General features: G+C 62.2%; 20 protein-coding genes. 6 read left to right on the forward strand and 14 right to left on the reverse strand.

Going from position 1 to position 20,889, the window contains the following annotated elements:
* Positions 1 to 5 precede the first annotated feature (5 nt).
* Genes sseA through FJ548_RS12360 form a run of 3 tightly spaced genes read right to left on the reverse strand, consistent with a single transcriptional unit; the run spans position 6 to position 2,690 of the window.
* A complete protein-coding gene (gene sseA / locus FJ548_RS12350) occupies positions 6 to 872 on the reverse strand; it encodes a 3-mercaptopyruvate sulfurtransferase (protein ID WP_140777986.1) in 867 nt (288 codons plus the stop codon).
* 40 nt (positions 873 to 912) lie between these two features.
* Positions 913 to 1,656, reverse strand: coding sequence for an alanyl-tRNA editing protein (locus FJ548_RS12355; protein WP_140777987.1), 744 nt, complete (start codon positions 1,654 to 1,656; stop codon positions 913 to 915).
* On the reverse strand, positions 1,656 to 2,690 hold the full coding sequence (locus FJ548_RS12360; protein ID WP_140611587.1) for a cysteine synthase A: 1,035 nt from the start codon (positions 2,688 to 2,690) through the stop codon (positions 1,656 to 1,658). Before FJ548_RS12360 ends, FJ548_RS12355 begins: the two co-directional genes overlap by 1 nt.
* Positions 2,691 to 2,914: 224 nt before the next feature.
* On the opposite strand from FJ548_RS12360, the gene FJ548_RS12365 reads away from it, so the two are divergent.
* Positions 2,915 to 3,736 carry an SDR family oxidoreductase gene (locus FJ548_RS12365; protein WP_140611585.1) on the forward strand — a complete coding sequence of 274 codons (822 nt, stop codon included), beginning with the start codon at positions 2,915 to 2,917 and terminating at the stop codon, positions 3,734 to 3,736.
* 93 nt (positions 3,737 to 3,829) lie between these two features.
* Positions 3,830 to 4,804, forward strand: coding sequence for an alpha/beta fold hydrolase (locus tag FJ548_RS12370; protein ID WP_140777988.1), 975 nt, complete (start codon positions 3,830 to 3,832; stop codon positions 4,802 to 4,804).
* Positions 4,805 to 4,920: 116 nt separating this feature from the next.
* Here FJ548_RS12370 and FJ548_RS12375 read toward each other — a convergent pair whose 3' ends face one another.
* Positions 4,921 to 6,345, reverse strand: a complete 1,425-nt coding sequence (locus FJ548_RS12375) for a DEAD/DEAH box helicase (protein WP_140777989.1) — start codon at positions 6,343 to 6,345, stop codon at positions 4,921 to 4,923.
* 405 nt (positions 6,346 to 6,750) lie between these two features.
* On the opposite strand from FJ548_RS12375, the gene FJ548_RS12380 reads away from it, so the two are divergent.
* Positions 6,751 to 8,283: an acyl-CoA carboxylase subunit beta gene (locus FJ548_RS12380; protein WP_140611577.1), complete on the forward strand. Its 1,533-nt coding sequence runs from the start codon at positions 6,751 to 6,753 to the stop codon at positions 8,281 to 8,283.
* A gap of 35 nt (positions 8,284 to 8,318) precedes the next feature.
* On the opposite strand, the gene FJ548_RS12385 is transcribed toward FJ548_RS12380, so the two are convergent.
* Complete coding sequence (locus FJ548_RS12385) at positions 8,319 to 9,848, reverse strand: NAD(P)H-hydrate dehydratase (protein ID WP_140777990.1); 1,530 nt, start codon at positions 9,846 to 9,848, stop codon at positions 8,319 to 8,321.
* 356 nt (positions 9,849 to 10,204) lie between these two features.
* On the opposite strand from FJ548_RS12385, the gene FJ548_RS12390 reads away from it, so the two are divergent.
* A complete protein-coding gene (locus FJ548_RS12390; RefSeq protein ID WP_140611573.1) occupies positions 10,205 to 10,543 on the forward strand; it encodes a P-II family nitrogen regulator in 339 nt (112 codons plus the stop codon).
* Between the two features lie 60 nt (positions 10,544 to 10,603).
* Positions 10,604 to 12,013 carry a type I glutamate--ammonia ligase gene (gene glnA, locus FJ548_RS12395; RefSeq protein ID WP_140777991.1) on the forward strand — a complete coding sequence of 470 codons (1,410 nt, stop codon included), beginning with the start codon at positions 10,604 to 10,606 and terminating at the stop codon, positions 12,011 to 12,013.
* 17 nt (positions 12,014 to 12,030) lie between these two features.
* On the opposite strand, the gene FJ548_RS12400 is transcribed toward glnA, so the two are convergent.
* The 4 genes from FJ548_RS12400 to FJ548_RS12415 form a co-directional block, all read right to left on the reverse strand.
* Complete coding sequence (locus tag FJ548_RS12400) at positions 12,031 to 12,240, reverse strand: hypothetical protein (RefSeq protein ID WP_140611571.1); 210 nt, start codon at positions 12,238 to 12,240, stop codon at positions 12,031 to 12,033.
* A 494-nt stretch (positions 12,241 to 12,734) separates the two neighbouring features.
* Complete coding sequence (locus FJ548_RS12405) at positions 12,735 to 13,055, reverse strand: hypothetical protein (protein ID WP_140777992.1); 321 nt, start codon at positions 13,053 to 13,055, stop codon at positions 12,735 to 12,737.
* Between the two features lie 56 nt (positions 13,056 to 13,111).
* Positions 13,112 to 13,465: a hypothetical protein gene (locus tag FJ548_RS12410; protein WP_140611567.1), complete on the reverse strand. Its 354-nt coding sequence runs from the start codon at positions 13,463 to 13,465 to the stop codon at positions 13,112 to 13,114.
* A 548-nt stretch (positions 13,466 to 14,013) separates the two neighbouring features.
* Positions 14,014 to 15,054 (reverse strand): glutamine synthetase beta-grasp domain-containing protein, encoded by a 1,041-nt coding sequence (locus tag FJ548_RS12415; RefSeq protein ID WP_140611565.1) that lies wholly within the window; start codon positions 15,052 to 15,054, stop codon positions 14,014 to 14,016.
* A 318-nt stretch (positions 15,055 to 15,372) separates the two neighbouring features.
* Here FJ548_RS12415 and FJ548_RS12420 point away from each other — a divergent pair, with 318 nt between their 5' ends.
* A complete protein-coding gene (locus tag FJ548_RS12420) occupies positions 15,373 to 15,564 on the forward strand; it encodes a DUF2735 domain-containing protein (protein WP_140777993.1) in 192 nt (63 codons plus the stop codon).
* Between the two features lie 82 nt (positions 15,565 to 15,646).
* Here FJ548_RS12420 and FJ548_RS12425 read toward each other — a convergent pair whose 3' ends face one another.
* From FJ548_RS12425 to crcB, 5 genes are all read right to left on the reverse strand, one after another.
* Positions 15,647 to 17,536, reverse strand: coding sequence for an MFS transporter (locus tag FJ548_RS12425; RefSeq protein WP_140777994.1), 1,890 nt, complete (start codon positions 17,534 to 17,536; stop codon positions 15,647 to 15,649).
* 180 nt (positions 17,537 to 17,716) lie between these two features.
* A complete protein-coding gene (locus tag FJ548_RS12430; RefSeq protein ID WP_140611559.1) occupies positions 17,717 to 18,508 on the reverse strand; it encodes an ATP12 family chaperone protein in 792 nt (263 codons plus the stop codon).
* Positions 18,509 to 18,520: 12 nt separating this feature from the next.
* On the reverse strand, positions 18,521 to 19,435 hold the full coding sequence (locus FJ548_RS12435; RefSeq protein ID WP_140697805.1) for a DMT family transporter: 915 nt from the start codon (positions 19,433 to 19,435) through the stop codon (positions 18,521 to 18,523).
* A 2-nt stretch (positions 19,436 to 19,437) separates the two neighbouring features.
* Positions 19,438 to 20,418, reverse strand: coding sequence for an RluA family pseudouridine synthase (locus FJ548_RS12440; protein ID WP_140611555.1), 981 nt, complete (start codon positions 20,416 to 20,418; stop codon positions 19,438 to 19,440).
* Between the two features lie 56 nt (positions 20,419 to 20,474).
* Positions 20,475 to 20,849 (reverse strand): fluoride efflux transporter CrcB, encoded by a 375-nt coding sequence (gene crcB, locus FJ548_RS12445; protein WP_140611553.1) that lies wholly within the window; start codon positions 20,847 to 20,849, stop codon positions 20,475 to 20,477.
* Between the last annotated feature and the right edge of the window lie 40 nt (positions 20,850 to 20,889).

The following is a 20,889-nucleotide window of genomic DNA, read 5'->3' on the forward strand; positions in this document are numbered from 1 at the left end:
CGTGCTCATTCCTTGCCGGTCGTCGCGGGGCCGGTCACGACAGGCGTGTCCGAAAGCCCGCCCCACTCGGTCCACGAGCCGTCATAAAGCCTGTTGTCGGTGTGGCCAAGCGTCTCCAGTGCCAGAGTGACCACGGCCGCGGTGACCCCGGAGCCACAAGATGTGACCACAGGCTTCGACAGGTCAATACCGGCGTCCTCGATCACCTTGCGCAAACGATCCTTCGAAAGCAGCAAGCCGTTCTCCGACAGCACGGAATACGGCACATTGCGCGCGCCCGGCATATGGCCGGAGCGGATACCGGCGCGGGGCTCGGGCTCGGCACCGGTGAAGCGGCCCGGTCCCCGGGCATCGGCGATCTGGCTTGTCCCGGTCTCGACAAATCGGCGCATGTCGGTCAGACCGGCGACGCGACCGGCGTCGAAATCGGCATGGAAGATGCTTGGCGCGATCTTCGTCGGTTCAGCCGTTATTGGCCGGCCAGTTGCCTTCCAGCCGTCGAAGCCGCCGTCCAGAATGTAGGTCTGGAAAACGCCCATAATGCGAAACATCCACCATGCCCGCGGTGCCGAGAAGAATCCCGGACCGTCATAGACGACAATCGTGTCGTCGGCCGAGACGCCCATCGCACCGACATATTGCGCAAAATGCTGAGGCGACGGCAGCGTATGCGGTAAAGCGGCGTCGGGATCCGAAACCGCATCCTGATCCAGGAATCGGGCACCGGGAATGTGGGCTGCATCATATTCGGCGCGCGCGTCGCGCTTTTGGGCCGGCAGGTACCAGGACGCGTCTACAATGGTCACACCAGGTTCGCCCAGGCGCCCCTGCAACCAGTCCGCATCGACGGTGAAAGGACTGTCTTCGGCCATTCTCGTTCTCTCTATCCCGGGTAAAACAAAGCGTTGTGTGTCAAGCCGCCGGCATCGGGCCGAAGCGGATGCGGAAGCGCCTGTTCTCGCGGCCCTTCTTTTCGATCTTGCCGATATGGATTTCGCCTATTTCCCCAGTGCTTTTCACATGCGTGCCACCGCAGGGCTGGCTGTCCACCGAGGCGTTCTCACCGATGCAGACCAGGCGGATCTTGCCTGTACCGACCGGCGGTCGGACGTTCTTGGATTTCACCAGGCCTGGGTTCGCGGCAAGTTCCTCGTCGCTGATCAGCCGGGTGAAAATCGGATGATCAGCCCGCACCAGATCCATCAGGCCCGCCGTCACCTCTTCCCTGGTGAAGCTGGCGTCCGGAATGTCGAAATCGACACGGCTGTCGTCCTCGGAAACCGCCGCACCCGTGATCGGGAACGGACAGACAACGGTGAGAAGGTGGCAAGCGGCGTGCATGCGCATCAACAGGTGCCGACGTTCCCAGTCGATGGCGAGTTTCACCTTCTCGCCGACCGCCAAGGCCGCCTGCTCCGGCGACGGCACATGATTGATCTCATCCTTGGTCTCACCTGTGATGGTGGCCGCGACGGCGATGCGGCTGCCATCGGTGCGTTCGAGATAGCCGGTGTCTCCCGGCTGGCCGCCCGACGTGGCGTAGAAGATCGTCCGGTCGAGAATGATGCCGCCACGGTCGTTGACATCAACGACCGTCGCGTCCGCCGTGCTGAGATAGGCATCGTCACGAAACAGCGCTTGTGTCTTGTGCGCCATCAAGCGACCTTCTCGAAAGGCACCGAAATCTTGCTCTGCAACTCCATCCAGCCCGGCACCGGAAGGTTCTTCTCGCGCAGGAACTGCGGGTTGAACAATTTCGACTGGTAGCGCGTGCCGTAGTCGCAAAGAATGGTCACGATGGTGTGGCCGGGGCCTAATTCCCTGGCCAGCCGGATCGCGCCGGCGATATTGATGCCGGTCGAGCCGCCGACGCACAAACCTTCTTCCTGGATCAGGTCGAAGACGACCGGCAGTGCATCCTCGTCCCTGATTTGGAAGGAAAAGTCCGGCGTGAACCCTTCGAGATTGGCGGTGATGCGTCCCTGCCCGATGCCTTCGGTGATCGAACTGCCCTCGGACTTCAACTCGCCGCTGGTGTAGAAACTGTAGAGCGCGGCCCCCAATGGGTCGGCGAGCGCGATCTTCACGTCCTTGCTCTTGGCCTTCAGCCCCATGGCGACGCCGGCCAGCGTTCCGCCGGAACCCACCGCGGAGACGAAACCATCGACCTTCCCGCCGGTCTGGGCCCAGATTTCTTCCGCAGTGGTACGGATGTGGCCATCGCGGTTGGCGACATTGTCGAACTGGTTGGCCCAGATAGCGCCATTCGGCTCGGTTCTCGCCATCTGCTCGGCCAGCCGTCCCGACAGTTTCACGTAATTGTTGGGGTTCTTGTAAGGCACGGCCGGCACTTCGATCAGCTCGGCGCCGAGCACCCTGATCGTGTCCTTCTTTTCCTGGCTCTGCGTGTCCGGAATGACGATGACGGTGCGGTAACCAAGCGCCTTGGCGACCAGCGTCAAGCCGATGCCCGTGTTGCCGGCCGTCCCCTCGACGATGACGCCACCCGGCTGCAGCAGGCCGCGCTGCTCAGCGTCGCGGATGATGAACAGGCCGGCCCGATCCTTGACCGACTGTCCAGGATTCATGAACTCGGCCTTGCCCAGGATCTCGCAGCCGGTTTCTTCGGAAGCTTTGTTGAGGCGGATCAGAGGCGTGTTGCCGATCGCGTCGATCACAGAACGGGGCATTCAGGATTCCTTGTGTGCGTGCGCCGAAACCCTAGAAACCCGGCGCTTCGGTTTCAAGGCAAGAATTGTCTGGTCCAGTCGCATTTCCGGCGCTGCGACGCATCGGCATTCTCGAGACTGGGCTGATGTCGCACAGTTCATTTGCGCTCACGGCCGAAAAGCACTCTTTTCATTCGATTTCTTCGCCGCTAGAGCAAAGCACCAACAACTCGGCGGGGCGCAGCATGACACTCTATCGGGCCGATCCGAAACACGGCGTCGCCTGGGTCACCGGCGGCAGCAGCGGCATTGGGCGCTCGCTGGCCAGGGACCTGGCCTCACAGGGCTATGCGGTCGCGGTAACGGCGCTGGACGACGATCCGATCGACACGCTCATCGTCGAGACGGCGCAGATGCCGGGAAGCGTCACGGCCTTTCCCTGCGATGTCACAGACGAACCGCGCATGGCAAGAACGGTCGCCGCGATCGAGAAAGAACTCGGCCCGATCGTGCTCGCCGTCTTCAATGCGGGAAACTACATCTCCACGCCTGGAGAGGCTCTCGTCGTCAGCGATTTTCGTCGTTCTTTCGAGGTCAACTATTTCGGCATCATCAACGGGTTGGTGCCGGTCGTGGAACATATGCGCGTGCGGGCGCGCGGCCATGTCGTTCTGGTCGGCTCGGTCACCGCCTATTTCGGCTGGCCGACCACGGCCGCCTATGGCGGCACCAAGGCGGCGATCAACATCCTGGCCGAGTCCCTGAAGTACGATTTCGACAAGATGAACATCCGCGTCCAGGTAATAAACCCCGGTTTCGTCGACACACCGCTGACCGAAAAGAACATGCTGCCGATGCCGGGCCTGATGCCGGTCAGCCGTGCGACGCGCCGCATGGTGCGGGGCATCAAATCCGGCGGCTTTGAAGTCACCTTTCCGTATCGCACGAGCTGGCCCCTGAAATTTCTTGCCCTGCTGCCGAGGCCATGGTCCCGATGGGTGATCAGCCTCACGACCAGCTGGAAGGCCCGGCCGCTGCATTACGAGCGCAAGCGGCCCGCCGAATAGAATGCCCACAGGATTGGTGGTTTGGCGGTCTGAACGACCGTTGCCTGTTCACGGCCACCACCATAGGTTTGTTGTTGTTGCGTGGAGTCTGGGATGGGGCGACGGATCGTGCTTGCTGTGCTGGGCCTGATCGCCGTCCTTGCACTGATCTTGGTATTTGGTCCTCGCGTTCCCGTCGATACCACGGTCCACTTCAATCCTTCCGTGATCGGTGACGATCCGCAGGCCTATGTGGCCAAGGTGGAAGCCGGCGTGCCCGGCATCCGCGAGGGGCTGGAGAAGGAGATCATCTGGGCCAACCCGATGGTGCATGCCAAGACGCCGCTGTCGATCGTCTATATCCACGGCTTCTCGGCTTCAAAGGGCGAGGTCCGCCCCCTGCCCGACGAGGTCGCCGAGCAACTCGACGCCAACCTCTTCTATACCCGTCTTACCGGGCACGGCGAGGACGGCGCGGCCATGACGCAGGGAAGCGTCAATGCCTGGATCAACGATTATGAGGAGGCGCTCGCCATCGGCCGGGCGATCGGCGACAAGGTGATCGTCATCTCAACCTCGACCGGCGGCTCGCTGGCGGCATGGGCGGCAACGCAACCCGGCGCATCGGAGGGGGTGGCGGCCATAGCGTTCATCTCGCCCAATTTCGGCGTGAAGGCATCCGGCGCCGAGATACTGACCATGCCATGGGGCAAACAGATCGCCGAACTCGTTGCCGGCAAGGAGCGCAGCTTCGTGCCGCACAACGCGCTCCACGAAAAATTCTGGACCACCAGCTATCCGATCGCCGCAACGATGCCGATGCAAGCGCTGACGGAACTTGCCTATGGCGCACCGGTGGAAAAGGCGACCATCCCTGCCCTGTTCATCTTCTCGGATATGGACAAGGTGGTGCGGCCCGATCGCACACGGGAGATTGCGGCGCGCTGGGGCGGCGCACACGAACTGGTCCCCATGGAAGGTATGGGCGACCCCGACAACCATGTCCTTGCCGGCGACGCGCTATCGCCATCGACCACGGCTTTCCTCGTGCAACGGATCGCTGTCTGGATCGAAGCTGTCGCCAAATAGCGGCGCCAACGGGAGACCTCCTGGATATGAAAAGGCCGGCCGAGGCAATGCCTCGGCCGGCCTTTGATCACCGCAGTCGAGCCAAGCCAATTGGCCAGGCTCGACGCGAATAATGATCAAGCAGCCCGCGCCGCAGGCCGCTTGCCACCGAAGCGGCGCTTGTTGTTGCCTTTGAACGGCTTGGCGCCTTCCGGCTTGCGTTCGCCGGCAAAGGCCGGCTTGTCGCCGAAACGCTTCTTGCCGAAGCCATTGTTCTGCTTCTTCTCGCCGCCGGGCCGTCTGCCGTCGCGACGGCCATTGTGATCGGCACGGTCATTGGCCGGCTCGCGGCGCTCGTTCTTTTCCGCCGGATTGCGAACCGGATCGGGGCTGCCCAGATGGTCGCCAACAACAGGCAGCTTGGTGCGGATGATGCGCTCGACCTGACGCAGCTTACTGTTTTCCGAAGGATCGCAAAGCGTGATCGCGATGCCGTCCTTGCCGTTGCGGCCGGTGCGGCCGATGCGGTGGACATAGCTTTCAGCCTCGTCCGGCAGGTCGAAATTCACGACATGACTGATGCCGGGCACGTCGATGCCGCGCGCGGCGATATCGGTCGCGACCAGAATGCGCACCGATCCATCACGAAAATCGTTGAGCGCCTTCTGACGGGCATTCTGCGATTTGTTGCCGTGAATGACGGCGGCCTTGAAGCCATCGCGCTCGAGATCCTTGGTCACCCGGTCGGCACCATGCTTGGTGCGCGAAAAGATGATGACGGACTTCATCGCTTCGTCGGCGAGCATCGTCGACAGAACCTGACGCTTCTGCTTGGTGCGGGCAAAAACGACGCCCTGCACGATCTCGGTGGCTGCAGTGCTTTGCGGCGAGACCTCGATACGGACCGGGTGCTTCAAAAGGCCCTTGGCGAGTTCCGCGATTTCGTCCGGCATGGTGGCCGAAAACAGCGCCGTCTGGCGATCAGGCGCGGTCGCCTTGGCGATGCGCTTGACGTCGTTGATGAAGCCCATGTCGAGCATGCGGTCGCCCTCGTCCAGCACCAGCCATTTGGTGTCGGAAAGGATAAGGTCGCCTTCGCGCACCAGATCGGTCAGCCGGCCGGGCGTGGCAATCAGGATGTCGACGCCGGGAGCGACCTTCTTCACCTGGCTGAAGCGCGAGACGCCGCCCAGCACGAGCGCTGTCGAGACATGCGCGCCCTTGGCGAGGATCTTGATGGTCTCCTCGATCTGCACGGCGAGTTCGCGGGTCGGCGCCAGGATGAGCGCACGCGTCGTCTTGGCGCGGCGCTTGGTGCCGAGCCCTATGATCTTCGACAGGATCGGCAGCGCGAAGGCCGCGGTCTTGCCGGAGCCGGTCTGGGCGATGCCGAAAATGTCGCGGCCTTCCAGCTGCGGCGGGATGGCCTGCACCTGGATCGGCTTCGGATCGGCGAAGCCGGCGGCATGGGTGGCCTTGAGCAGCGCACCCGTGATTCCCAGCGCCGCAAAACCGGAGAGTTCCGCGGTGTCATTGCCGGGCAAAGTGTTTTCGTTGGTCAAAATAATCTTCTTTCACGCGGCCTCTGGCCGCAAACATCAATGGCGGCAGGGCGCAACCTGCCGTCGGATAACATTGTCATGGAACGACAAGGCGGCGGACGTAACCGTCCGCGCGGCTGCGCTGTCGTGCCCGCATGCATCATGCCACGGGGCTTTTTCACCACCTTGCCAACCAATCAGGTCGATTAGCCGAAAAAGAGGGAAAACAGACGCAACCAGTCTCATTCATCGAGAAGGCCGGATTCGTTCCCGGCCCAAGCGCCTATGGCGTGCATATGGCTGAGTTCGCCTCGAAATGCAAGGGCAGCATGTTGCAGCGCAGCAAAAACGATCGAAAAGCGGCGCTTGCGCTGTCCCACGGGCATCATTACCACAAACGCAGCTTCCGATTTTGGGGACTACGCAATGAAGGACGTGCTGAAGGAACTCGAGCGGCGCCGCGACATTGCCCGCATGGGCGGCGGCCAAGCGCGCATCGATGCCCAGCACAAGAAGGGCAAGCTCACCGCGCGCGAACGCATCGAGGTGTTTCTCGACGAGGGCTCGTTCGAGGAGTTCGATATGTATGTCGAGCATCGCTCGACCGATTTCGGCATGGAAAAGACCAAGATCGCCGGCGATGGCGTCGTCACCGGCTGGGGCACGGTCAACGGCCGCCCGATCTACCTCTTCGCCAAGGATTTCACCGTGTTCGGCGGCTCGCTTTCGGAAGCGCATGCCGAGAAGGTCATCAAGGTGCAGGAGATGGCGTTGCGCAACCGGGCGCCGATCATCGGCCTCTATGATGCCGGCGGCGCCCGCATCCAGGAAGGCGTCGCGGCCCTTGGCGGTTATGCAGAGATCTTCCAGCGCAATGTGCTCGCGTCGGGCGTCATCCCCCAGATTTCGGTGATCATGGGTCCGTGCGCCGGCGGTGACGTCTATTCGCCCGCCATGACCGACTTCATCTTCATGGTGCGTGATACCTCCTACATGTTCGTCACCGGTCCGGATGTGGTCAAGACTGTCACCAACGAGACGGTGACGGCCGAGAGCCTCGGCGGTGCCTCGGTGCACACGACGAAATCCTCGATCGCCGACGGCGCCTATGACAATGATGTCGAGGCGCTGCTGCAAATGCGCCGGCTGGTCGACCTGTTGCCTGCGTCCAACACATCGGAACTCCCCGAGATCGAATGCTACCAGTCGGTTACCGACCATGATCTGTCGCTCGACCGGCTGATCCCCGACAACGCCAATAAGCCATACGACATCAAGGAGTTGATCTTGAAGGTGGCCGACGAGGGCGATTTCTTCGAGATCCAGCAGAGTTTCGCGAAGAACATCGTCACCGGATTCGGACGGGTCGAGGGCCGCACCGTGGGCTTCGTCGCCAACCAGCCGATGGTGCTGGCCGGCGTGCTCGATTCCGATGCCAGCCGCAAGGCGGCGCGCTTCGTGCGTTTTTGCGATTGTTTTTCCATTCCGATCGTCACCTTCGTCGATGTTCCGGGTTTCCTGCCGGGCACCGCGCAGGAATATGGCGGGCTGATCAAGCATGGCGCCAAACTGCTGTTCGCCTATGCGGAGGCGACCGTGCCGAAGATCACCGTCATCACCAGAAAAGCCTATGGCGGCGCGTATGACGTGATGGCGTCAAAACACCTGCGCGGCGACATGAACTATGCCTGGCCGACGGCGCAGATCGCTGTCATGGGCGCCAGGGGCGCAGTCGAGATCATCTACCGCAAGGACATTGGCGACGCCGAAAAGATCGCGGCCCATACCAAGACTTACGAGGATCGTTTCCTGTCGCCCTTCGTCGCCGCCGAACGCGGCTATGTCGACGAGGTGATCATGCCGCATTCGACCCGCCGCCGCGTGGCGCGCGCGCTTCGCATGCTGCGCAACAAGGACATGCAGAACCCCTGGAAGAAGCACGACAACATTCCGTTGTGAGCGGATTGTCGCCGGGGCGCCATAAGCGCCATTGATCAGAGCACGCCTCGGGCGGCGACCAGTTCGTGCAATACCGGTACCATTGCCTGTGGCAAATCCTCGGCGATCAGGCCCGGCCCGAACCGGCTGCCGGCCTCGGCATGGATCCAGACCGCCGCGCAGGCCGCTTCGAACGCCGGCATGCCTTGCGCCAGCAGCCCGGCGATGATGCCCGACAGCACGTCGCCTGATCCGGCGGTGGCAAGCCAGGCCGCGCCGTTGGCATTGATCGCCGCCCTGCCATCGGGCGCGGCGATCACTGTGTCGGCGCCCTTATACACGATGACGGCATTGGCAAGTTTCGCAGATGCGCGCGCCTTGTTCAGCTTGGACGAGCCATTGTCACCGGCGATGCCTGGAAACAGCCGGGCGAACTCCCCTTCGTGCGGCGTCATCACCAGGGCCGGCGGGTTATGTCGGCGAGCGGCTTCGAACAGGACGTCGGGCGCCTCGCGAAACGAGGTGATCGCGTCGGCATCGAACACGAGACCATTGATCTGTGCGGAAGCATCCTTTGCCTGGCCGGGGGCGAGGAGCGCGAGCCCGAAGGTCCGTGTCTTTTCTCCGACGCCAAAGCCGGGCCCGAGGACGAAGGCCGACGGCCGGCGCTCCGCGACAAACGCCTTGATGTCGGCGACCTCATCGGCCTTGCGCAGCATGATTGAAGTCAGATGGGCGGCATTGACCTGCATGGCATTGCCAGGCGACAGCACGGTCACCGCCCCTGCTCCGCTTCGGGCCGCGGCAAGCGCCGACAGCCGCGCCGCGCCGGTGGCGTTCGGGCCGCCGGAAAAGACACCGGCATGGCCGCGCTTGTATTTGTGGGCGTCGACAGCCGGCACCGGGAAATCGTCCAACCAATGTGCTGGCGTGTTCTCGAACGTCCGGGGTTGTAGGCGTGAAATGATATCGTCGCCGATGCCGATATCGGCGAGCACGATCTCGCCGCAACGTCCGCGTCCCGGCAGCAACAAATGGCCGGGCTTCTTGCGCGCGAACGTCACGGTCACGGCGGCGGTAAATGCCACGCCCAACACTTTGCCGCTGTCGCCCGAAACGCCCGAAGGCAGATCGACCGCGACAACCGGCAAATGCCTGTTAGTAGCGATATCGACCGCCCTGGCGGCATCACCGGACAGCGGCTTGGACAGCCCTGCCCCGTAAAGCGCGTCGACCACGATCGAGCCGGGCTGGGCTTCAAAGCCGGACAGCGGCCGGCGCGCGACCGGGCACTCGGCCGCGGCCAGCGCCGCGTCGCTTCGCGGCCTCGGCGCACCGGATGCCCAGACTGTCGTGGCGAGGCCGCTGCCAGCCAGGATACCGGCGACGACGTAGCCGTCGCCGCCATTGTTGCCGGGCCCGCAAAGCACATGGATGTGCGCCGCCTGGGGATAGCGGCTGAAGACCTCGGCCGCGACGGCTTCGCCGGAACGGCGCATCAGGCCGATGTCGTCGACTGGACCTGCGGCAATCGTCAGCCGGTCCGCCTCGCCCATCTCGGCGGAAGTAAGAAGTTCATCGCTCATGGATTGCCGATCCGCATTCGATCAAGCATTGTCCAGTTTTCGAGCCGAAGCAAACGAAGAGGGGAGTTTTTATCAGCTGCGGCTAAGTCGCTGGACGAGCATCAAGGCGCAAAACTGCACGCGGGATGGGCGATTTGCCTAATTTTTGTGCGGACGCGGGCGCTGGCACTGTGTAGGCTTCGGCAGCCCATGCCGTATTCCGTGCATCGTATGACGCGAAATTGCATCCCGGCGCGGCATGGCTTCGAAATCGTATGAGACCGCTGCGAATCCAGCTATCTGGCACAGTTCATGCTTGATGGGAGCGCAAGCGGGGGCTCACAACCCGTTTTTTGGCAGTGGAGGCCACTTTCTACATGAAAAAGATCGAAGCGATCATCAAGCCATTCAAGCTGGACGAAGTGAAGGAAGCGCTTCAGGAGGCCGGACTGCAAGGCATCACCGTGACCGAGGCCAAGGGTTTCGGCCGCCAGAAAGGTCACACCGAACTCTATCGCGGCGCCGAATATGTCGTCGACTTCCTGCCCAAGGTGAAGATCGAGGTCGTCCTCGGCGACGATGCCGTCGAAGGCGCCATCGAGGCCATCCGCAGGGCGGCCCAGACCGGCCGCATCGGCGACGGCAAGATCTTCGTCTCCAACATCGAGGAAGTCGTGCGCATCCGCACCGGCGAAACCGGCATGGACGCCGTCTGAGGCGGCCATTCTCCCCAAAACGTCATCATCAAAAAACGTCATCACACAGGGATACATGACATGACGACAGCCAACGACATCATGAAGCAGATCAAGGATAACGACGTGAAATTCGTCGACCTGCGCTTCACAGACCCGAAGGGCAAGCTGCAACACGTGACGATGGATGTCATCGAGGTCGAGGAAGACATGTTCGCTGACGGCGTCATGTTCGACGGCTCCTCGATTGCCGGCTGGAAGGCCATCAACGAGTCCGACATGGTGCTGATGCCCGATCCGGAGACGGTCCACATGGATCCGTTCTTCGCGCAGTCCACCATGGTCATCCTGTGCGACATCCTCGATCCGGTTTCGGGCGAATCCTACAACCGCGATCCGCGCGGCACGGCCAAGAAGGCCGAAGCCTACATGAAGTCGGAAGGCATCGGCGACACCATCTATGTCGGGCCGGAAGCAGAATTCTTCGTGTTCGATGACGTCAAGTACAAGGCCGATCCCTATAACACCGGCTTCAGGCTCGACTCCACCGAACTGCCGTCGAACGACGACACCGACTACGAAACCGGAAACCTCGGCCACCGCCCGCGCATCAAGGGCGGCTATTTCCCGGTGCCGCCGATCGATTCGGCTCAGGACATGCGCTCCGAGATGCTGACCGTTCTCGCCGAGATGGGCGTGCGTGTCGAAAAGCATCATCATGAGGTCGCCGCTGCCCAGCACGAACTCGGCATCAAGTTCGACACGCTTGTCCGCAACGCCGACAAGATGTTGATCTACAAGTACGTCGTGCACCAGGTCGCCAATGCCTACGGCAAGACGGCCACCTTCATGCCGAAGCCGATTTTCGGCGACAACGGCTCGGGCATGCACGTGCACCAGTCGATCTGGAAGGGCGGCAAGCCGACCTTCGCCGGCAATGAGTATGCCGGCCTGTCGGAAAGTTGCCTGTTCTACATCGGCGGCATCATCAAGCACGCCAAGGCGATCAACGCATTCACCAACCCGCTGACCAACTCCTACAAGCGCCTGGTGCCGGGCTATGAAGCGCCCGTCCTGCTCGCTTATTCCGCGCGCAACCGCTCGGCCTCCTGCCGCATCCCGTTCGGCTCGTCGCCGAAGTCGAAGCGCGTCGAGGTCCGCTTCCCCGATCCGGGCGCGAACCCCTACCTCGCTTTCGCCGCCATGCTGATGGCCGGCCTCGACGGCATCAAGAACAAGATCCATCCCGGCCAGCCGATGGACAAGGATCTCTACGACCTGCCGCCGAAAGAATTGAAGAAGATCCCGACCGTCTGCGGTTCGCTGCGTGAAGCCCTGCAGAGCCTCGACAAGGACCGCGGCTTCCTGAAGGCCGGCGGCGTCTTCGACGACGACCAGATCGACAGCTACATCGAGCTGAAGATGGCCGAAGTGATGCGCTTCGAAATGACCCCGCATCCGGTCGAGTACGATATGTACTACTCGGTCTAAGATCCCCTGGGATAGCGTTAAAAAAGCCCTTGAAGGACGTCCTCCTTCAAGGGCTTTTTGCTGCCCTGGTTTCGCCAATGCGAAGGGCCAGCCATGCGCCAGCGCTCGACTGCTTTTGGTTCAGGGATGGATTGCCCTTGCCCAGGCAATAGCTGGCGGCGGAGGATGAAAATCAGGATCGGGACGAGGCTGATGCAGCTGCGTTCGCAAACGGCTTTGAACGTCATGAAAACGCCAGGAGCGAGCGGCGCACTGCCTCAGGCTGCAATGCCCGCTCGTCCGGCGCCCCCGCCAATGCCGTCGTTCAAGAAACCCCGCCCCGTTCGAACAGCATCACTTTGGCGCAACCCCAAGGCCACGAATACGCATGCCGCAGCGCAATCTGTCAACGCCGCCAACCGGAGGCATAACCGCCGATTTCGGTGTATGAACAATAGCTTATATAAGAGCCTTTCAGTGGGCAGGCGCCGCATAACCGCGGTTTTCCGGGCTTTTTGAGCGATTTACAAGCTTGCCGATCTGAGCCACGGTAACCGCATGTCAGCCAGGGTGGGCCGGCACGACGGTTTTGAGCCGCCCTTTTCAACCTGACTTTTTTTGGGTGTATTCGCTCCGCCAGGCCGGCGCAGAAAAAAGAACCCCGGTAAAGGCCGGGGTTCTCGCACGGACAGAACGTCGGAGGGTGGCGCCTATCCGGCAAGTTCGTCGGGGCCGTGCAGATTCAGCGATCGTGGTTCACGGCCGGCTTTTCGCTCCCGTCTGCCGACCGCTGCGGCGGTGCCGTAGCTTCTCCATCGAGCATCTTGCGCAAGCGGCGCAGTTTGCGTTTGCCCAGCCGAGGAGACTCGGGAGACGGTTGCTCGCGCCTGCCCAACAATGCGTGCTTCAACTCGCCGTAGCCGACGCGCCCGGCCTGGGCGATTGCCGCGCGCGCGGCATCGAAGGCCGCACCTGGATGTTTGCGCACCAGGACGCCGAGCGCGCGCAGTACCGCCGCGGCACCCATACGATGAAGGGCCGTATCCGCATAGGCCCTCAGCAACCGCCGTTCCAGCGGCTTCGGCAGGCCGGAACGGGCATCTGGGAGTTCATGTTGCACTAATGTCCGGCAGCCTTCTTCTGGCCGCCCCTCTGCTGGTTCTTCGGCAGCACGGCGTCAGCCGCGTCGGACAGCACCCCCATGACCGCCGAGCCCGCGCTCTGCACCATCTCGGTGGCGATGCCGGCGGCGCCGGCGGTCTTTCTCACCAGTTGCTTGCCGGCGGATGCTACCTCTCCCCGTTCCTGCACCAGAACGGCCGCCGCGGCGCCCGCGCCGGCGGTGATAGCGTTTGCAAGGAGGTCTCGGCCAAGCGGACTCGAGAGCAGCGACCGCAGCATTCTCGACTTGCGCATCGCCTTCGGCACCCTGAAGCCCGCGACCTTCTTGGGAATCTTATTCTTCTTAGCCATCTCAAGTCTCCTTTCGCGTCGGGAACGTCGCAAAAGCGGGAGGGTTCCGCCAGCGCCGAGAAAGTGCGGGGCTTGCTGTCACGAGGGTTTTGGGAGAGCAAACCGGCTCTCGTCAAGCAGTCGCTCGGCCTGGCGTGGGCCCCCACCACCGGCTCACATTTCCGGCGACATCTTTCTCGCCTTGTCGACGCCGCGCCTAACGCCGCTTTCCGCAAGGCCCGCCGCCGAGCGGAGCCATGGGCATATGGATTTCATCCCTTGGGCAGGGATGGACGATTTTTATATGGCCGTAGTGCAAGCGACGAGGAAGGCGTGCTGAACGCACTGGTCGCCATTGGCGAGATGATCCCACGCGACGGCAACCGCGGCCCTGCCCTGCCGCATGCCAAGGTGTTGGCAACGCCCAAGGCGCGCGGAGCTGTCGCCGGTTGGACTGGCTTGCCCACTCACGCCGCCCAAGCAGCACGATAAAGCCACGGCGTTTCCACCGTGGCTTTATCGGGGTCTCCGGCCACAGGCCATGTTCCTGACCCGTGCCGCGAAAACGATCAGGCGGCAGCCGAAATCGACGCGCCGGTCGAAACCTGCGAAATCGTCTTCAGGACCTGGGAGGCGATCTGGTAGGGGTCGCCTTGGGAGTTCGGACGGCGGTCTTCCAGATAGCCCTTGTAGTCGTTCTTGATGAAAGAATGCGGCACGCGGATCGAGGCGCCACGGTCGGCGACGCCATAGCTGAACTTGTTCCACGGCGCGGTCTCGTGCTTGCCGGTCAGGCGCTTGTCGTTGTCCGGGCCGTAGACGGCGATATGGTCCATCAGGTTCTTGTCGAACTGCGCCATCAGCGCCTCGAAATAGGCCTTGCCGCCGACTTCGCGCATGTACTGGGTCGAGAAGTTGCAGTGCATGCCCGAGCCGTTCCAGTCGGTGTCGCCGAGCGGCTTGCAATGGAACTCGATGTCGATGCCGTACTTTTCGGTCAGCCGCAGCAGCAGGTAGCGAGCCATCCAGATCTGGTCGGCGGCCTTCTTGGAACCCTTGCCGAAAATCTGGAATTCCCACTGGCCCTTGGCCACCTCGGCGTTGATGCCTTCATGGTTGATGCCGGCGGCGAGGCAAAGGTCGAGATGCTCCTCGACGATCTGGCGCGCGACGTCGCCAACGTTCTTGTAGCCGACGCCGGTGTAGTACGGGCCCTGCGGCGCGGGATAGCCGCTGTCCGGGAAGCCGAGCGGACGGCCGTCCTTGTAGAAGAAATATTCCTGCTCGAAACCGAACCAGGCACCATCGTCGTCGAGAATGGTCGCACGGCTGTTGGACTCGTGTGGCGTCACGCCATCGGGCATCATGACTTCGCACATGACCAAAATGCCATTGGTGCGGGCCGGATCCGGATAGAGTGCCACTGGCTTCAGCACGCAGTCGGAACTGCGGCCCTCGGCCTGCATCGTCGAGGATCCATCGAAGCCCCACAGCGGCAGCTGTTCGAGCGTCGGGAATTCGGCGAATTCCTTGACCTGCGTCTTGCCGCGAAGGTTGGGGACCGGGGTGTAACCATCGAGCCAAATGTACTCGAGCTTGTATTTCGTCATTCTAGCCTCTCGTTGCTTGATCACCGAACACTGAACGGCGTCGACTTGCGCCTGCCCTCAGCAGCCGGCCCTGCCGGATCACAAAAAAGCAATTCGTGTGCCACTCGGGCGTCGGCGAGTGCGGCAAAATGGCTGCGATATCTCATTGAATTTGCCGAGCCGCCTCAGCAAATGGACCGAGATCGATCAAAGGCCTGAAATGCACAAATAGCAGGCAAATACTGATCTCTTCATAGGCATATTGCCTAAAGGACTCGCAGAACCTATCTTGCAGCAAAGCTGAATCGACAAGCTCCTGCGGAAGAAAGGAGAATGCCCGTGGAAGTTGCTACCTCCCGTCCGTCGGCACAAATTCTGATGTTCCCTCTGGCAGCACGTAAATCTGCTTCAAATTTAGGCGCGAAGGCCAAATTCGCGGCAGAGCTCGCATCCCTGCGCGGCACGCACGTCGATTTTGACGGCTGGTACCACGAAGCGGCGATTGAAGACGAGAATCAGCCCAAGAGCTGATCCGCTTTCTTCAGGCCTCGGACATGAAAAGCCCGGCGCGATTGCTCGCGCCGGGCTTTGTTTTTTAAGCTCAACCAGTCGGCTATTGCTTGGCGTCCAAATCGGTGCCGAGCGTATCCCTGACGAAGATCATGCCGATGACCAGCGACATCGCCGCGATCACCACGGGGTACCAGAGGCCATAGTAGATGTCGCCCTTGTAGGCGCTGAGCGCGAACACGGTCGCCGGCAGCAGGCCGCCGAACCAGCCATTGCCGATGTGATAGGGCAGCGACATACCGGTGTAGCGGATACGGGTCGGGAACATCTCGACCAGGATCGCGGCGATCGGTCCGTACACCATGGTCACGAATACCACCAGGATGAACAGGATGCCGATCGTCATTGGCCAGTTCACGGCCGCCGGATCAGCGACCATGGCGAAGGCACCGCCGCCCGGAATGTTGTAGACGGTGACTTCTGGCGCGCCGGCCGCCTCGTCCTTGGTCAACAGCTTGTCGGTGACTGCCTTGTCAGTCGGAACAGTCGCCTTCTCACCGCCTCGGATGGTCGCGGCATCGAGCTTCAACTCGGGATTGGCCGCGATGAAGGCGTCGAGTTTCTGATCCACAACCTTGATTGCCGCGCGCTTCAGCGGATAGCCGCCATCCTGCAACGACATGTTGACGGCCTTGACGAAGGCAGTGTCCTTGGCCTTGCCCTGATCGCCGGCGGCGACCGCATCGTAGGACGTCACCGTCTCGTTGCCGATCTTGACCGACGCAGCCGTTCCGGCCGCGGCCGTCGGCACCACGTCGTAGGGAACCGAGTTCTTGGTCAGGAACGAAGTCGCGATGTCGCAGGACGTCGTGAACTTCGCGGTACCGACCGGATTGAACTGGAACTTGCAGTCGCCGGGTGCTGCCGTCACCGTCGCCCGCGTATTTTGCTGCGCCTTGGCGAGCGCCGGATTGGCGGCCCAGGTCAGCGCCTTGAACAGGGGGAAGGTGCAGACGATGGCAAGCGCGAGGCCGGCCATGATGATCGGCTTGCGGCCGATCTTGTCGGACAGCCACCCGAAGACGACGAAGAAGATCGAGCCGAGCGCCAGTGCAATGGCGATCATGATGTTGACCGACTGCGCGTCGACCTTCAGCACGTTCTGCAGGAAGAACAGTGCGTAGAACTGCCCGTTATACCAGACCACGGCCTGGCCTGCGGTAAGGCCGAGCAGCGCCAGCAGGGCGATTTTGGCGTTCTTCCACTGGCCGAAGGCTTCCGACAGCGGCGCCTTGGAGCCCTTCCCTTCGTCCTTCATCTTCTGGAAGGTTGGAGATTCGGAGAGAGACAGCCGAATCCAGATCGAAACGGCAAGCAGAACGAAGGAGACGATGAAGGGAACGCGCCAGCCCCAGGCGGCATAGCTTTCCTTGCTCAGTGATCCCTGCACGATCAGGATGACGATCAGCGACAGGAACAGGCCGAGCGTCGCCGTCGTCTGGATCCAGGACGTATAGAAGCCACGGCGATCATCGGGCGCATGCTCGGCGACATAGGTCGCCGCACCGCCATATTCGCCGCCCAGCGCCAGGCCCTGCAGCATGCGCAGGACGATCAGGATCACCGGAGCCGCGATGCCCAAAGTCGCATAACCGGGTAGCAGGCCAACCAGGAAGGTCGACAGACCCATGATCGTCATGGTGACGAGGAAGGTGTATTTGCGGCCGACAAGGTCGCCGATGCGGCCGAACACGAGCGCGCCGAACGGGCGCACGAGGAAGCCGGCGGCAAAGGCCAGCAGCGCGAAGATGTTGCGGGTCGCCTCGGGAATGGTCGGGCTGAAAAAGGTTGAGCCGATGAAGGCCGCCAACGAGCCATAGAGGTAGAAATCATACCATTCGAAAACGGTACCGAGCGAAGAGGCGAAGATGACTTTCTTCTCCTCCCGCGTCATGCCGCGGCTCGTTCCGCCGGCGGTTGATGCCATTGCCATTGAGTTATCCTCCCGTGAGACCCTTGTCCTCGATGCCGCGTGGCAGCGTCCGGGTTCTCCTGCGAACGCGGACTCACGACAGCCATCACGGAAAAAATGACAGAAAGCCGGGGTCTAAGGCAGAGCGCCTTTGGGATTATGACTTTGGTATTAGGTGCGCTGCGGCAATAAACCGGCCGGTCAGACCTTGAGCGCTTCGAGAAGATTGACGGCAGCCATCATGTCCCGTTTGCGGGCCGTGCGACGCGCGACCGCTTCGGCGTCCTGCCCCCAATGCTCGATCTGCCAGTCCTCATCGACATGGCCGGCGGCCCAGGCCGCCTCACCGTCGAGCTCGCCGAAATCGACGGCGAGCGCCAGCAGCGCCGAACCGGTCAGGGAGGTCATGACGTGGATGGCGGCCAGCCGCAGCGGCTGCGCGCGCTGGGCAAGATGACTGCCCAGAACGGCGATCGTCTCGCGCGGCTGCTCGACATGGATGATTCCTTCGGCAAGGTTGAAGCGGGCGCCGAGCGCCGCACGGGCCCAGTCAATGACCGGATCCCACTGCTCGTTCTGCCGCTCGACCAGCCCTTGCGGCGCGTCGGCGCGGTAGCAGAGCAGATCCGACGAGGCAAAGCGAAGTATGTCTTCCAGCACTGCCTGCGGATCGCTGGCGACCCCGTCCAAAGCGGTGTTGACGAGGCGCATCACCGGCATCGTCACCGGATTGATGGTCTCGTCCTGCGCGGCGAACTCGTCGGCCACAAGCGCTGCCGCCGCCTGCGTCGGCAGCGCCAACAGCGCCTTGCCGGGCGTACGCACCGGCTTGCCGTCGAGATGGACGGCAAACCCTCCCTCCATCGGCGCAACCGAAACGGTCTTGTAGAAGCGCTTGGGCAGCGGTGTCTTCATTTGAATCTGGGCGCGACGCACCGGATCCGGATCGGAAAGATATTTGCCCGCTTCGAGGTCGTTGAGGATATCACGCATGAAATCTCTCTCTTACACCGGTGTCAGCTTGCGTGCCGGCCGGTTGACGATGATCAGGCCCGCTACAATCAAGCCAAGTGCCAGAAAAATGCGAATGGTCAGCGGCTCGTTCAAGATCAAGGCACCGCACAAGACACCAAAAACCGGCGACAGGAAAGTGAAGCTGGACAGGCCGGAGGCCGGATAGCGGCGCAGCAGCCAGAACCATAGGACATAGGTGAAAGCGACGATGTAGATCGCCTGGAAAAGCAGCGCCAATGTCGGCAGCAATGAGGGATCGCGCACCGGCGGACCGGCGAGAGGCAATACCAAAATGCCGACTATCGCCGCGCCGGCGAGCTGATAGAGCAACAGCTTCTCGGCGCTCGCTTCAACCAGTTTCGACCGTTTGATGAGGATATTGGTCAAGGCCCAGAAGAACCCGGAGCCGAGGCTCAGGAGATCACCGAACAGCATGTCGCCGCCGCCGAGCTTATCGGAAAAGACCGTGGCAAGGCCGGCGAAGGCCAATAGCAGGCCGAGGAATTTGCGCCAGGTGATCTGCTCGCCAAGCAGGAAATGCCCGCCCACCAGCATCCAGAACGGCATTGAGTTGACCAACAGCGTGTTGCGGGCAACGGTCGTGTGCTCCAGCCCCACGTAGAGGCAGAGGAATTCGATGCCGAAAAGCACGCCGACAGCGATACCGGCGAGCAACGTGCCATCCCGGGTGAAAAGCGCGATGCCGCGCCAGCGGCACCAGAGAAAGACGAAGAAGCCGCCAATGACCGAGCGCGCGATCGCCAGGAAGACAGGATCGTAGCCGGCGTAGGAGATCTTGGCGGCGACGTAGTTCAGGCCCCAGGAAAAGGTCAGGCCGACCATAATGGCAGCGGCTGCTAGATCGACCGTGTCGCGGCGGTCCAGCACGTCGGTAGCGCCACTCACAATCAGTCCTCCGCGCTCTGCTCGTCGAAACCGATCAGGTTCCAGCTCTGGCGCATGTGTGGTGGCATCGGGGCGCTGACGTCGATGACACCCTTGTCCGGATGAGGAATGATAATCCGGCGTGCATGCAGGTGCAGGCGGTTCTGAATGCCACCGGGAAAATCCCAATTGGTGTCGGCCTCGAAATATTTGGGATCACCGATGATCGGACAACCGATATAGGCCGCATGGACGCGCAACTGATGCGTGCGCCCAGTATAGGGCTCCATCTCCAGCCAGGTCATCGTCTGTGCCGCCTGCTCGATGATGCGGTAGTAGGAGACGGCGTGGTCGGCGCCCTTTTCGCCGTGTGCTGCGATGCGCACGCGGTCGCCGTCTGGCGTCGCCTCCTTGATCAGCCAGGTCGAGATCTTGTCCTCGCGCTTGGGCGGCACGCCCTTGACCAGCGCCCAATAGGTTTTCTTGGTCTCACGGGCGCGGAATGCCTCGGAGAGCTTCATCGCGGCCAGTCTCGTGCGAGCAACGACCAGCACACCCGACGTGTCGCGGTCGAGCCGGTGCACCAGCCGTGGCTTCTCGCCCTTCTGGTTGCGCCAGGCTTCCAGCATGTCGTCGACATTGCGGGTGACGCCCGAACCGCCCTGCACCGCCAGACCCGCCGGCTTGTTGAAGACAAAGACCTTCGGGTCCTCATGCAGCAGCATCTTGGCGAGCACGTCGGCATCGCCCTGGTTGCGGATCGAGTGGCCGGTGAGCGGGCTGTCGCCTTTCTTATCCACCTCGAGCGGCGGAACGCGCACCAACTGACCAGGCTCGACGCGGGTGTCCGCCTTGACGCGGCCGCCATCGACGCGGATCTGGCCGGAGCGCAGCAGTTTCTGCAGATGGCCAAAGCCAAGGCCCGGGAAATGGGTCTTGAACCAGCGATCGAGCCGCATGCCCGCCTCGCCGGCTTCCACCGTGATCTGTTCAACGCCTGCCATATTTTCTTACCTGTTTTCCGAGCGGGGCCTGGCCTGCTCTCGGCGCGCCAATAGCATTAAGGCAGGCTTCTTGCGAGCCAAAGACCCAAAAACAAGGCGATGATGGCGCCAATGACGCTGGCCAGCGCATATCCAAACGCGGGCAGCGTGGCGCCCCGCTCCCAAAGCGTCGCGAAATCGAGCGAGAAAGCCGAAAAGGTGGTGAAGCCGCCGAAGACGCCGGTGGCGACAAAGAGCCTGACTTCGTTCGATCCGCCGCGGCGCGCCAGGATAGCGATGAACAGGCCCATGGCGAAGGAGCCGACGATGTTGATGGCCATCGTGCCCCAGGGATAGTTGGGGCCCACAAGGCGCAGCGCGCCCATACTGGTCAGATGGCGGATGCCGGCGCCGATGCCGCCGCCGATGACAACGAGAAGCAGATTGAACATGGCCGTCTACTGCCCCTGCGAGGGCGGCGGCGTCAATCCC

The sequence above is a fragment of the Mesorhizobium sp. B2-4-17 genome (assembly GCF_006441275.1).
Lineage (GTDB): Bacteria > Pseudomonadota > Alphaproteobacteria > Rhizobiales > Rhizobiaceae > Mesorhizobium.